We start from the raw sequence: 13,491 nt of genomic DNA, 5'->3' as shown, positions 1-13,491 counted from the left end.
CGCCATCGTGGCGGCGCCGGGTCGCGATCGGCGTCAGGCGTCCAGCGCGGTGAAGCGGAAATCGCGGAACTTCGCTTCGCCCGGGCCGGCTGCATACAGGCCGGGACGCAGCATCAGGAAGCCGCCACGCACATTGTGGTGGTAGCCGGACACTTCCATGCCCCGGTCGAACCGGGTCCACGTCTTCCCGCCGTCACCACTGGTGTCGAAGGTGACGATGTGCGCATCATTGGTGACGCGCAGACGCATCCGCCGCCCATGCGGGTTTGCCGGCCGGCCACGCTCGATCCCGTACTGGTGCGTGACGAAGCGTTCCCCGTCGAAGCCCAGCCCGGCATAGAGCTTGTCGTCGTAGAACAGGATCAGCCCGGCGCGGCCCCCCGGCGCACATTCGATGTCGCATTCGAAGGTATAGCGGGTGTCGCCCGCGGTAATCAGCAGCGGCGACCCGGTGGAGGGCGCCTCCCCCTTGCCGGCCAGGTGCAGCACCTTGTCGGCCACGCGGATGCGCTGGTTCTCGTCCGGGCCAGGACGGAAAAACGCCCATTTGCTGCCCAGCGCCAGCGGTTGCGAGAAATCGTCCGACAACGCCATGCCGTGCGGCTGCGCCGTGCCGCCGTCCGGCTTGGCGATCGGCTGCGACAGGTCGCCGCCAGTCATGTGGAACCAGCCATCATCGGTGAAGGTGACGGGATCCATCAGGCATTGCCGCCCCAGCGTCCAGAACCCGTTCTCGAACCCGTGATAGACCGACCACCAGCTTTTGTCCGGTGCCTGCACCAGGCTGGCATGGCCGCGTGACCACCACGCCTCGTCCGACGAGGTCGTGCGGACGAGCGGGTTGTTCGGGTGATGCTCCCACGGGCCGTTGATCGAGCGGGAGCGCGCGGCGATGACCATGTGCCCGGTCGGCGGCCCGGCGGTGCCGCCGACTGCGGTGATCATGTAGAACCAGTCGCCCACGCGGTGGATCTTCGGCCCTTCCGGCGCAAACCCTTCGACCACCCAGTCGGACGGGTAGCGCCACGGATCGTAGACATGCTCCACCGGTCCGGCGAGCGAGAGGTTGTCGTCTGCCAGGCGGACGCGGTCGCCGCCCGAGAGGAACAGCCACTTGCTGCCATCCTCGCCCACGGCATGGCAGGGGTCGATATGGTTCGGCAGGCCGAGCGGCACCGGATCGCTCCACGGGCCTTCGATATTCTCGGCCCAGGTCACGAACGTGTCGTTCTGCGGCTGCGCCTTCACAGGGATGTAGAGCAGGTAGCGGCCATTGTCCTTGTGCAGGGACGGTGCCCAGACGGACCCGATATTGCGGGTCAGCGCGGCGTTCAGCGGGCGCCAGTTCACCAGGTCGCGCGAATGCCAGATGGTCAGGCCGGGATAGGCATCGAAGGTGGAGAAGGTCATGTAGTAATCCTCCCCATCCTGCAGGATTGCCGGGTCCGGCCGATCGCCCGAGATCAGCGGATTGAGGAAGCTGCCATTGCCAAGATCGGACACGCGCTGATTGTCGAACCCGCGGCGGTAGGGCACCGGCGGCGCGGATGGCGCATCGGTGGCTGCGCGCGCAATACCGGCCAGCGCCAATGCGGTCAGGCCGGTCGCGGCGGTACCGACGAACAGGGTGCGGCGATCAGTCTGCATGCTCGGTTCTCCTCATCACCCCAGCGGGGTCGTGCGCGCCCAGGCACGCCACAATTCGGGCCAGATCTCCACCGGCTTGCCGATGGTGTTGCGCAGGCCGAAGCCATGGCCGCCAACTTCGAACAGATGCGTTTCCACCCGCAGCCCCTGCGCCTTCAGCGCCTCGCGCAGCCGCAGCGTGTTGGCCACGGGCACGGCGCCATCATCCTCCGCATGGAGCAGGAAGAAGGGCGGGGCATCGGCCGGCACGTTGCGGTCGGGCGAATGCGCCGCCTCCAGCTCCGGCGAGGGAGCGGGGCCGAGCAGCAGATCGCGGGACCCGGCATGGGCGATGTCGGCGTCCATGGAGATGACCGGGTAGATCGGCGCCGAGGCGCATGGCCGGGCGGACAGCTGGTCCGCTGCATCGACCGGGGTATAGGCTTGGTGGGCAAAGCGGGTGGACAGGTCGGCGCAGACATGGCCGCCGGCGGAAAAGCCCATCGCACCCACCCGTTCGGGGTCGATGCCGTACTCGGCCGCGCGATGGCGGATCAGGCGCATGGCGCGCTGTGCATCGGCCAGCGGCACATCCGCGCGGTTGGCCCAGCCTTCACCCGGCAATCGGTAGAACAGCACGAACACGGTGAAGCCGCGTTCCGTCATCCAGCGGGCGAGCTCGTAACCTTCCTTGTCCACCACCACCAGGCGGTAGCCGCCGCCCGGCGTCACCAGCATGGCGGCACCGTTCGGCTGCGCGGGGCGGAACACCACCATGCGCGGGACGGCGATGCCCTGCACCGACCGGTCGCCGATCGCAGGGTCGGTCGAACGCTGCGTCACTGCCTCCACCGGCAGCTGCGCCGGTGCGCCGGGCGCCCCGGCAGGCCACAGGTCGATCACCTCCGCCGGGTCCGGCAGGCCCGCGGGCGCGCCGGTGCCGGACGGGGGCGCAGTCTGCCCCCGCGCCGCGCCGGTGGCGAGGCCGGCCGACAGGGCTACCCCCGCGGCCAGCAGCGATCGCCGGTCCAGCCCCGTCACAGCTGCACGCGCACGCCGGCCATGATGATGCGGCCGAAGCGGTTGTTCTCGTAACCGCGCCGCGCGAAGTCATCGACCCAGCGCTTGCGCGCCGCATCGGTCAGGTTGGTGCCTTCCAGCGTGACGGACAGCTGCTCCGTCACGTTGTAGCGGATCGAGGCGTCGACGTTCAGGATGTCCTCGAAACCCTCGAACACGTTGCGGTTGCCGCTGATGCCGTCGATGTACTCGTCGCGCCAGGCGAGCGATGTACGGACGGAGAACTTGTCGTTCTCCCAGTATAGCGTGCCGTTCGCCGCGCGCTTCGCCATGTCGAGCAGCGGACGCTCGAACACGTCGGATGCGCCGGTGGGGTTGCCACTCCGGTCCAGCCCGGTGCCCGGCAGCGGGACGGTATATTCCACATTGCTGTCGATCAGGGTCACGTTGCCCAGCAGGCCGAACCCGCCAAGGAAGGTGCTGTCGGTGAAGGTGCTGAAGGGCAGGTTCAGCGAGAATTCGACACCGCGCAGGCTGCCGCCCGGATTGTTGACCTGCGTGCGATACTCGATCGGCACGCCCGGGTTGGTTCCGCCCACGATCGCTTCGTACAACGGGGTACCCGGCGTCAGCAGGGATGTCGGCAGCTGGCTGTCGGCAAAGGTGCCCTGCTGGCTGCCCGCGATCGGGAAGTTGTCGATCTCCTTCGAGAAGACTGCCACGGACGCCAGCGCCCCGGGGGCGAAGTACCATTCCACCGCCGCATCATAGGCCCAGGCACGGAACGGATCCAGGAACGGATTGCCGGTGGTGATGCGGAAGTTGAACGGATCGATCGAACCACCCGGCGTCAGGCCGCCCAGCGACGGACGGGTGATCACCCGGCTCATTGCGCCGCGCAGGATGACATCGTCGGTCACGAACAGGTTGACGTTTAGCGCCGGCAGGAAATCGTCATAATCGCGTTCCACCGTCACTTCCGACGTGCCGACGAAGCCGGTGGAGGACTGGTCCGTGCGGACATAGCGCAGGCCCAGATTGCCGGTGAAGCGCAGGCCGAAGAAGTCGCTGTCCCAGTTCGCCTGGACATAGCCGCCGGTGGTCTTCTCCGTCACGGAGCGGGTGTCGCCCGGGAAGGCGGCCGGATTGAGCTCGAACAGGCCGACGGCATCGGCAGCCGGGCCCAGCAGCGGCACGACCCACTGGTTGGTGTTGCCGGCGGGCTGTCCGGCATTGCCCAGCTCGAACAGCTCGGAAATCGCGCCGGTCACGGGCAGGCCGTACTGACCCGGACGGCAGGTGAAGGCGACGCAATAGGTGCTGTCCGCGCGGTAGCCGATCGTGTCGAAATCGAACTGGCGATACACGCCGCCGATCTCGAAGTTCAGCTCGTCCGTCGCCTGCCAGTCGATATTGCCGGATACGGTCTTGAACTTGTTGGTCGTGTCCGACGGCCGGTTGCGGAACTCCGCCAGCTGGAACTGCGCGGGATCGCTGATCCCGTTGGTCCCGAAGCTGAGCTGCGGGCTGTCCATGTCGCTGTAATCGTAGCTGTAGCCGTTGAAGTCGCGATCGTCGAAGATCAGCGTGGCTTCACGCGTGATCGGCGCTTCTGACTTGGAGAAACCGCCCAGCAGGTCGATCTTCACCCGGTCGCTGAACTCGTGCTCCAGCCGGCCGGACAGCTGGTGGAACTTGGTCTCGCTCTCGCGCGAATAGCGTTCGGTGCGCACCCAGGCATTGTTGAACGTGCCGGAGATCAGGTTGTTGTCCGCGTCGATCTGGTAATCGACCACGTCGATCGACCGCTCGTTGGTGCGGAACAGCAGCTCGCCCCAATATTCGTCGCGGCTGGCCTTGAAGGTGGAATACAGGCCGTCGATCGACAGCTTGGTCCGGTCGGTCGGCGCCCACTGGACGGAGCCGGTCAGGCCCAGCCGCTCGCGGTCATGCTCCACCGCGCCGTAGCGCGGGATGCGCGGGTGGAAGGCCAGGCCGACCGCGTTGCAGGCGCTGTTCGGGGTGTAGGTGGTGCCGGTGAAGCACGAGGTGCCGCTGACTGAGCGGAACGCCCCTTGCGTCCAGCGCACGGAATTGTTGCCCAGCTCGCTGGTCTTGTACTGCGAGTAGGCGGCGGAGACGCTGACGCCGAAGGTGCCGTCATCGTTGGTCCAGCCCAGCAGGCCGGCCAGGCGCGGTCCGGCATCTTCGCTGAGATCGTTGTAGCGGACCTGCGCGGACGCAACCGCGCTGAAGCCTGCGTCCAGCGCCAGCGGGTTGCCGGTGTTGAGATCGACCACCGCACCCAGCGAGCCTTCATCCAGCGAAGCCTCAGCCGTCTTGTGCACCACCAGCGAACTGAACAGCTCGGCGGCGAACACGTTGAAGTCGAAGCCACGCTCACGGTTGGCGGAAGCGTCGGAGGTGGAAGTGGCGACCGCCTCCATCCCGTTGACGCGCACGCGGGTGAACTGCTGTCCCAGGCCGCGCACGGTGATGGCGCGGCCTTCGCCGGCTTCGCGCTGGATCGAGACGCCCGGCACGCGCTGCAGCGATTCGGCCAGATTGGTATCCGGGAACTTGGCGATGTCCTCCGCCACGATCACGTCCACCTGGCTGGCCGAGTTGCGCTTCGCGGCGATGGCCGCGTCCAGCGACTGGCGGAAGCCGGTGACGACGATCTCGTCGCCAGGCGCCGTGTCGATCTGGCCGGCCAGATCGCCCTGCGTGACCGCCCCGTCGGCGGTTGCGGTACCCTGCTGCGCCATTGCCGATGCGGGCAGGATGATCGCCCCGCCTGCCAGCAGCGCGATCTTCAGCTTGCCCGTGAAATCCTGCGTGTTCATGCCATCCATCCCCAGTGTTCTGGCGGTGTCGTCATGGAGGGCGCCGTGACCGTCACGGCCACGTTCCCAGACATCCGCTCTGCTCCAACCCGGTATTTTGGAAACCGGTGTCATTGCCGGCTCTTGTCCGTTGCCGCTGTCCCTGTCAAGACGGCGGGGGGAGAGTTGCCATGAACATTGTTGCAAGAATGTCACTGTCTGCTGTCGCGCTGTTTTCGGGGCCGGCCATGGCGCAGGAGAGCGCGGCGCCGCCCATGGCGGTGGTGCGCGAAAGCGATGTGGAGAGGCGCGAGCCGGTGCCGCACGGAGCGATCGGCATGTCGACCGCCTACCGCATCAGCGATGCGGTGCCGCAGCCGCGCCGCATGGAGTTCCGCCGCCGCGTGCTGGACGTGGGTGCCGCCATTGGCGAGCATCCGATCGCCCATGACGAGGTGTATCACGTCACCGCGGGCGAGGGCGTGGTCGTCTCCGACGGAGTCGAGGCGGCGCTGGAGCCGGGCATGACCGCCTATCTGTACGATGGCGCGGTGGTCGGCATCCGGCAGGTCGGCGAGGAACCGCTGTCGCTGATCATCGCCTACCCGGTCAAGGCGCCGGTCGAATAGATCGGGTCAGGTGCCCGGCTGGATATAGGGTGCCTTCGCCCACAGCTCGCGCTCCCATTGGCGGGGATCGTCCACACAGGCGGTGCGATCCTGCCCCACGACCAGCGTGGCGCGATCGGGCAGCGTATAGGGCCGCCAGCCCGGCAGGCCGGGCGTGCCCTGCTTAGCCAAACCGGTGAAGGCGCCCATCATCTCCGCACTGATCGCTCGCGCACGGGCGTCGGTGCCGGACAGACTGCCCGCTGCATCCAGCGTGCCGAATACATAGGGAATGTCGTCCGTGTGCCCCGCGCCGCGCAGGGGATCGACTGGCGAGGGGCGGTCGAGCTGATAGACCCAGGTCCGCTCCGCCCCGGCGGCGCCACGGGCATCGGCCTCGATCACCTGCCCCGGCCAGCTGCGCCCGGCAGTGGTGGCGGCGTAGAACACCTGCTCCACCGGCCAGTCCGGGAACTGCGCCCGATACTGTGCCACCACCCAGCGCGGGTCGAGATCGATGCGGATATTGGGCGCCATCCGCTCCGCGATATTGTCCCAGTCAAGCCCGGTGGCGACCGCTCCCTTCGGGTTGATGAAGGCGCGGGTCTCCTGCGCGGTGTTGCCCAGGATCATCGGAATGTCGTGCGATTGCGCCGGCGCGTCGGGCCAGAACGGGTGCCGCGGCAGGTTCACCATGTCGAGCACCGGCCCGAAATAGACCCGCCCGCCCATGATCGGATCGTCGGCCTGCAGGCCTTCCATCAGCCGCTCCACCGGCATGGCGAGCAGCGCATCGGTGTCGCCTTCCGCCACGCCGACCTTGGCCATGAAGGCGCGCATGCGGGCGGTGGCGTTGGCCGGCCCGGTCGCGGTCACCTGCTGCCCGCTCATGGTGGCGGCCGCATGGAACAGGCCGGCGGCGGCGGGCATGGCCATCAGCGTGGCGATCTTGGCCCCGCCGCCGGACTGGCCGAACACCATCACCCGCGCCGGATCGCCGCCGAATGCCGCGATATTGTCCCGCACCCATTGCAGCGCGCAGATCAGGTCCAGCTGGCCCAGATTGCCGCTGTCGGCGAAGCGCTCGCCCCAGGGCGACAGCCAGCCATAGCCGAGCACGTTCAGCCGCTGGTTGACGGTGACCACCACCACATCGCCTTCTGCCGCCAGATGCGGGCCTTGCGTCAGCGGATCGGTGACGGTGCCGGTCGTGTAGGCACCGCCATGGAAATACACCATCACCGGCCGCCGCGCGCGCGGCTCCACCGCCGGCGTCCAGACATTGAGGAACAGGCAGTCCTCGCTCTGCGGCTCGTCCGTGTTGCCCTGCTGTGGCGCAATGGGCCCGAAGGCCGTCGCGGGCAGCGGGCCGCCGGTGAACGGCACAGGCAGGGGCGGCGCCCAGCGGGCAGCGGTGGCGTAGCGGATGCCGAGAAAGGCGGGTACGCCGCGGTCGATCAGCCCGGTATAGCGACCGGCCTTCGGTACCGCGCCGCGCCGCTGCGCCAGCGCCGGCCCCGCCGCCAGCGCCGCGCCCGCCATGCCGCCGGCCATCACCGCGCGGCGGCTGACGCCGTCAGCGACGGACATCGCCGCCACCGTCGAACGCCTCCAGCTCCGCGCGGGTGACCGCGATCGTGTCGCCCGGCACGCCGTGCTTCATCGCCGCCATGGCCAGTGCACTGCGCGCCATCTCGCGCGCGCCGGCCCCTTCCAGATAGCGGAGCAGGAGGCCGGCCGCGAAGGCATCGCCGGTGCCGATACGGTCGACGATGTTCTCGATCCGCATGTCGTCCGTCTGCCAGTGATCGTTCCGCAGATCGACCCGCGCCGCCAGCTCGTGCGTGGAGGCGGCGACCACATGCCGCGCGGTGCTGGCAATCAGCTTCAGCTTCGGGAAGGCGGCAAACGCTGCCTCGGCCGCCAGCCGCCGGCGATCCGGCCCGTCGCCGCTGAACTGTTCGCCCAGCAGCAGGCTGATGTCGCGATGGTTGCCGATCAGCACTTCCGCTTCGCCCACCAGCCTGGTCAGGATCGCGCGCGGATCGCTGTCCCACGCGGACCACAGGTTGGATCGGTAGTTGCCATCGAAGCAGATCGGTACCCCGGCGGCCTTGGCCGCAGCCACCGCCGCCTCGGCCAGCGCCACGCCGCCCGGCCCCAGGGCCGGGGTGATGCCGGAAATATGCAGCAGCGCCGCGCCGTCCAGCGCACCGGCGAAATCGAACTGGTCGGGCGTGGCAGCGACGAAGGCGCTGTACGCCCGGTCATAGGTGACACGGCCGGCGATCGGCCCCGATGGCTGTTCGAAGAAGTACAGCCCCATGCGGCCCGGCCCGGTGGTAATGCGGCTGATGTCCACACCCGCGCTGCCCAGCGCGCCCCGCGCCATCTGGCCCAGCGGGTTGTCCGGCACCAGACTGACCGCGCGGACCGGTCGCCCGAGCGCGCTGAGCGCAATGGCGACATTGGCCTCCGCCCCGCCCACGTCGATACCCAGCAAGGGCGTGCGTGCCAGCGGCACCTGCCCCGGCGGGGTCAGCCGCAGCAGCAGCTCGCCGAAGGTAACGACGGGGGCGGGGGCGGAGGCGGTGCTCACCGACCCATCCAGCCGCCATCGACGGCCAGCACCTGGCCTTGTACGTAATCGGATGCCTTGCTGGCCAGGAACACGGCCGCTCCGCCGATATCCTCGGGCGCGCCCCAGCGCCCTTCGGGAATTCGCTCCAGGATCTGGCGATTGCGGGTCTCGTCCGCCTGCAATGCGGCGGTGTTGTTGGTGGCGATGTAGCCGGGCGCGATGGCATTCACGTTGATGCCCTTGGTCGCCCATTCATTGGCCAGCAGTTTGGTCAGCCCGGCCACGCCGCTCTTGCTGGCGGTGTAGCTGGGCACGCGGATGCCGCCCTGGAAGGACAGCAGGCTGGCGACGTTGATGATCTTGCCGCGCTGCCCGGTCTGGCTGGCCCAGCCGGTCATGTGGCGGGCCGCCGCCTGACACAGGAAGAACAGCGTCTTGAGGTTGGTGTCCATCACCGCGTCCCAGTCCGCTTCGGTGAAGTCGAGCGAGTCGGCGCGGCGGATGATGCCGGCATTGTTGACCAGGATGTCCAGCCGGCCGAGCTTCGACACGACAGTATCGACCACTTCGGTCACCGGCGCGGCGGAGGACAGGTCCGCGCTCACCAGCTCGCACCGGCGGCCCATGGAGCGGACCTTGGCGGCGGTTTCGTCCGCGGCGCTGCGGCCCACGGCAGCGATGTCGGCCCCGGCGGCGGCCAGCGCCAGCGCGATACCCTGGCCGATGCCGGTATTGGCGCCGGTAACCAGCGCCACGCGGCCGGTCAGATCGAACAATGCCATGCTACTTCTTCTCCAAGGAAACCGGTGTCACGAACAGTGTAGGCGCTATGCCCTCGGCAGATCAACCCGCACGCTGCGCCACGGAGGCACGGGTGACCAGTTCGGCGGGGAAGCGGCTCGCCTCCTCCCCGGCGATGTCGGGGCGGATCAGCTTCAGCGCGGCGGCGCGCGCCATCGGGCGGATGGGCCAGCGTACCGTGGTCATCGGTGGCCAGATATGCGCCGCGATCGGCGCATCGTCGAAGCCGACCAGCGACAGGTCGTCCGGCACCTGCAGGCCCCGGGAACGCGCGGTGTGCAGCGCGCCCGCCGCCATCTCGTCATTGCTGCAGAAGATCGCGCTGGGCCGGTCGGGCACGTCCAGCAACGCCTCCGCCCCCGCGACGCCCGATGCGAAACGGTAGCTGCCCTGTGTCACCAGTTCGTCCGGCACGTCCAGCCCGTGCCGCGCCATCGCCTCCCGGAAGCCGGTGGCGCGCTCATGGGCGGAGCGGAAGCCGGCGGGGCCCAGGATCAGGCCGATGCGCCGGTGACCCTGCGCCACCAGGTGATCGACCGCGCCGCTCACCGCCTCCCGGTCGTTCGATCCCACCGCATGGGCCGCTTCGTCCAGCTGTGCGCTGCCCATCCGGACATAGCCGCAGCCGAGCCCGGCGCACATCTGCGCCAGATCGTCATTCTCGCTGATCGGGGGCAGGAACAGCACGCCATACAGGCGCTGCCGTTCGATGAAGCGCTGGCAATCCTCCACCAAGGTAGGCGAATGGCGATCCACCGGCCGCACCACCAGCGCGAAATCGGTATCCCGGATCACGTCCAGTATCCCCTCCTGAACGTTCAGCACTGTCTGCGCATTCGGGTTGTCGTGCAGCAGGCCGATCAGGAAATTGCGCCGCAGCGCCAGCGCGCGCGCCTGCGGATTGGGCACATAGCCCAGCTCCGCGATGACGCGCGCCACCTTGTCGCGCGTATCCGTGCGCAGCAGCGGCGACGCGTTGATGACGCGGCTTACGGTCTTTTTCGACACGCCCGCCACCCGCGCGACGTCGTTGATCGTCGGCTGCCCCTTGTTCATCGGCCTGTTATTCTCTCCCACGCAGCTGTCATAGCCACGCTTTGCCACTGCCGACAATCGCCATCGGCATGCACGGGGCAAGGGCCGCGACAAAGTTTTTGACACCGGTTTCCGGCTAAGCCATGCCGCAGCCTCGAAGCAGGATTGGGAAGGGGACAAGCGCCATGACGGGCGACAACAACAACACCGCGATCGCACGCGCCTTTGTCGATGCACGCCGCAGCGGCACCGCGCTCACCACCTATCCGGGGGAGCGTCCGACCACGCTGGCGCAGGCCTACGAGATCCAGGACGCGGCGCTCGACCTGTGGGGCGATCGGGCGATCGGCGGCTGGAAGGTCGGCAAGGTACCGCCGCAGCATCAGGGCCCGCTGGGTGCCGACCGGCTGGCAGGGCCGATCTTCGCCGACAGCGTGGTGGAAGCCACCGAAGGCCTGACGCTGCCGATCTTTGCCGGCGGTTTCGCCGCGGCCGAGGCGGAATTCATGCTGCGGCTGGCCCCGCCGGCCGGCGTGACGACACCGCCCGCCACCAACGAGGAGGCGCGCCAGTGGGTCGACCAGATCCGTCTGGGGATCGAGATCGCCTCCTCTCCGTGGGCCGGCATCAATGATGACGGTCCGTGCGTGACGGTCGCGGACCATGGCAACAATTTCGGCCTGGTGCTCGGCCCCGTGCTGGACGAGAGCCGGTGGGACGCGATCGACAGCATCGAGGTCGGCGTGTTCTTCGACGGGGAGCATGTGAACAGCGCCACCACCGCCACCATGCTGGACGGCCCATTCGGCGCAGTGCGCTTCCTTGTCGCCAACCTTCTGGCGCGTGGCATCACGCCGCAGGCCGGCTGGTGGGTGTCGAGCGGTGCGGTGACCGGCGTGCACGAAGTCGCCTCCGGCACGCTGGTGCGCGCGACCTTCGGTCCGGCCGATGCCGTGGAAGTCGTGGTCGACTGACGATCCAGGCGTGGATTGTGGCCGATTCCACAAGGATCGGCTGCAATTCGCGGTTGAGCCGCGCCCGTGATAGCGTTATCAAACCTCCGAGTAATGTATCGGCTGCTGCCCTTCGTGCCGCAGGTCGATTGTGGGAGAGGGTGAATGACGGCTTTCGATCCGGCGGCCTTGCCGGATGACCATGCGGACGCGGTACTGGCCGGGCGGGTGATGCTGGCCGACGGTCCGGTGCCGGTGATCCTGCGCGGCGGACAGGTGCACGATGTGTCCGCCACCGCCGCGACCACCGCCGACCTGTTCGATCTGCCCCATGCGGCACAGGCGGATGGCCCGGTGCTGTGCCGCGTGGAGGATCTGACGATCGGCGGCGGCCCGTTCGAGCTGCTCGCCCCGGTCGACCTGCAATGCGTGAAGGCCTGCGGCGTCACCTTCGCCGTCTCCGCGATCGAGCGGGTGATCGAGGAGCGCGCTCGCGGCGATTCAGGGGCAGCGGCGGCGATCCGTGCCGAGCTGGAGGAACGCGTCGGCGGCGGAATCCGCAATGTCGAGCCCGGCAGCGAGCCGGCCGCCCGGCTGAAGGCCGCGCTGATCGAGGCGGGCATGTGGTCGCAATATCTGGAGGTCGCGATCGGCCCGGATGCGGAGGTCTTTACCAAGGCCCCTGTGCTGTCGAGCGTCGGCTGGGGTGCCCCGGTGGGCATCCGCTCCGATTCAAGCTGGAACAATCCGGAGCCGGAGATCGTCCTGATCGCCAATGCCGCCGGTGATGTGGTCGGCGCGACGCTGGGCAACGACGTCAATCTGCGCGACTTCGAAGGACGCAGTGCATTGCTGCTGGGCAAGGCGAAGGACAACAACGCCTCCTGCGCGATCGGCCCCTTCGTGCGGCTGTTCGACGATACCTACACCATCGACGATGTCCGCAATGCGGAGCTGGATTTGGTGATCGACGGGCCGGAGGGCTATCGCCTGCACGGTCACAGCTCCATGCAGCAGATCAGCCGCGATCCGCTGGACCTGGTGCGGCAGACCCTGTCGGAACATCAGTACCCCGACGGCTTCACCCTGTTCCTGGGCACTTTGTTCGCGCCCGTGCAGGATCGTGACGATCCGGGCCGCGGCTTCACGCACAAGGTGGGTGACGTGGTGCGCATCACAACGCCGAAGCTGGGCACGCTGCAGAATCCGGTGACCACCTCGGCCGAGGCAGCCCCGTGGACCTTCGGCATCCGCGACCTGTTCCGCACACTGGCGACGCGCCAGGCGAAGGTTTCCGCGGCATGACCGGCGCGACTTATCCCAGCCTCGCCGGCAAACGCGTGCTGGTGACCGGTGGCGGCTCCGGCATCGGCGCGGGCGTGGTGGAAGGCTTCGTGGCGCAGGGCGCCCACGTCACCTTCTTCGACATCGCGCGCGAGGATTCGGCGGCGCTGGTGGCGCAGCTGGACGGCAAGCCGGTGTTCGAGGCGGTCGACCTGACCCGGATCGACGAGGTGCGCGAGGCGATCGCCCGGCTCGGCCCGTTCGATGTGCTGGTCAACAATGCCGCCAATGACGACCGGCACGAAGTGGCCGACGTGACGGAGGAATACTGGGACAACCGCATCGCGGTGAACCTGAAGCATACCTTCTTCTGCGCGCAGGCGGTGATCCCCGCCATGCAGGCGGCGGGCGGCGGCGTCATCGTCAATCTCGGCTCCATCTCCTGGCATCTGGGCCTGCCCGACCTGGCATTGTACCAGACGTGCAAGGCCGCCATCGAAGGGCTGACGCGCAGCCTGGCGCGCGATTTCGGGCGCGACAACATCCGCGTGACCAGCGTGATCCCCGGCAACGTCCGCACCCCGCGCCAGCTGCAATGGTACACGCCCGAAGGCGAGGCGGAGATCGTCGCCGCGCAGTGCATGGACGGCCGCCTGCTGCCGCCGGACATTGCGGCGATGGTCATGTTCCTGGCGTCGGACGATGCCCGGCTGGTGACCGGGCACAGCTACTTCGTGGATGCCGGCTGGCGCTGATCC

At 68.3% G+C, this 13,491-nt stretch carries 11 protein-coding genes; 4 read left to right on the top strand and 7 right to left on the bottom strand.

Annotated elements, in window-relative coordinates; all coding sequences use genetic code 11:
* Positions 1-33: 33 nt before the first annotated feature.
* The 3 genes from PK98_RS12010 to PK98_RS12000 are packed head-to-tail and all read right to left on the bottom strand — an operon-like array spanning position 34 to position 5,492.
* On the bottom strand, positions 34-1,647 hold the full coding sequence (locus PK98_RS12010; RefSeq protein ID WP_039097123.1) for a family 43 glycosylhydrolase: 1,614 nt from the start codon (positions 1,645-1,647) through the stop codon (positions 34-36).
* Between the two features lie 15 nt (positions 1,648-1,662).
* The gene (locus tag PK98_RS12005) at positions 1,663-2,667 is read right to left on the bottom strand and encodes an alpha/beta hydrolase (RefSeq protein WP_039097122.1); all 1,005 of its coding nucleotides are present in this window, start codon (positions 2,665-2,667) and stop codon (positions 1,663-1,665) included.
* Positions 2,664-5,492, bottom strand: a complete 2,829-nt coding sequence (locus PK98_RS12000; RefSeq protein ID WP_039097642.1) for a TonB-dependent receptor — start codon at positions 5,490-5,492, stop codon at positions 2,664-2,666. The genes PK98_RS12005 and PK98_RS12000 overlap by 4 nt, the downstream gene beginning before the upstream one ends.
* Before the next feature lie 188 nt (positions 5,493-5,680).
* Between PK98_RS12000 and PK98_RS11995 the strand changes: the two genes are divergently transcribed.
* Positions 5,681-6,100, top strand: coding sequence for a cupin domain-containing protein (locus PK98_RS11995; protein WP_235425500.1), 420 nt, complete (start codon positions 5,681-5,683; stop codon positions 6,098-6,100).
* A 6-nt stretch (positions 6,101-6,106) separates the two neighbouring features.
* Here the strand turns inward: PK98_RS11995 and PK98_RS11990 are convergent, their stop codons facing one another.
* The 4 genes from PK98_RS11990 to PK98_RS11975 form a co-directional block, all read right to left on the bottom strand.
* The gene (locus PK98_RS11990) at positions 6,107-7,669 is read right to left on the bottom strand and encodes a carboxylesterase/lipase family protein (protein WP_039097640.1); all 1,563 of its coding nucleotides are present in this window, start codon (positions 7,667-7,669) and stop codon (positions 6,107-6,109) included.
* Positions 7,656-8,678: a sugar kinase gene (locus tag PK98_RS11985; protein WP_052208608.1), complete on the bottom strand. Its 1,023-nt coding sequence runs from the start codon at positions 8,676-8,678 to the stop codon at positions 7,656-7,658. The genes PK98_RS11990 and PK98_RS11985 overlap by 14 nt, the downstream gene beginning before the upstream one ends.
* Positions 8,675-9,442: a 2-dehydro-3-deoxy-D-gluconate 5-dehydrogenase KduD gene (gene kduD, locus PK98_RS11980; RefSeq protein WP_039097121.1), complete on the bottom strand. Its 768-nt coding sequence runs from the start codon at positions 9,440-9,442 to the stop codon at positions 8,675-8,677. Before kduD ends, PK98_RS11985 begins: the two co-directional genes overlap by 4 nt.
* 61 nt (positions 9,443-9,503) lie before the next feature.
* Entirely contained in the window at positions 9,504-10,517 is a 1,014-nt protein-coding gene (locus PK98_RS11975) for a LacI family DNA-binding transcriptional regulator (RefSeq protein WP_039097120.1), read from the bottom strand.
* Positions 10,518-10,681: 164 nt separating this feature from the next.
* Here PK98_RS11975 and PK98_RS11970 point away from each other — a divergent pair, with 164 nt between their 5' ends.
* From PK98_RS11970 to PK98_RS11960, 3 genes are all read left to right on the top strand, one after another.
* A complete protein-coding gene (locus PK98_RS11970; RefSeq protein WP_039097119.1) occupies positions 10,682-11,470 on the top strand; it encodes a 2-keto-4-pentenoate hydratase in 789 nt (262 codons plus the stop codon).
* Between the two features lie 144 nt (positions 11,471-11,614).
* The gene (locus PK98_RS11965; RefSeq protein WP_052208606.1) at positions 11,615-12,754 is read left to right on the top strand and encodes a fumarylacetoacetate hydrolase family protein; all 1,140 of its coding nucleotides are present in this window, start codon (positions 11,615-11,617) and stop codon (positions 12,752-12,754) included.
* Positions 12,751-13,488 carry an SDR family NAD(P)-dependent oxidoreductase gene (locus PK98_RS11960; RefSeq protein WP_039097118.1) on the top strand — a complete coding sequence of 246 codons (738 nt, stop codon included), beginning with the start codon at positions 12,751-12,753 and terminating at the stop codon, positions 13,486-13,488. Before PK98_RS11965 ends, PK98_RS11960 begins: the two co-directional genes overlap by 4 nt.
* The last annotated feature ends 3 nt before the right edge of the window (positions 13,489-13,491 follow it).

Source organism: Croceibacterium mercuriale (genome assembly GCF_000802385.1).
Taxonomy (GTDB): domain Bacteria; phylum Pseudomonadota; class Alphaproteobacteria; order Sphingomonadales; family Sphingomonadaceae; genus Croceibacterium; species Croceibacterium mercuriale.
This window is presented reverse-complemented; position numbering and strand designations above follow the sequence as displayed.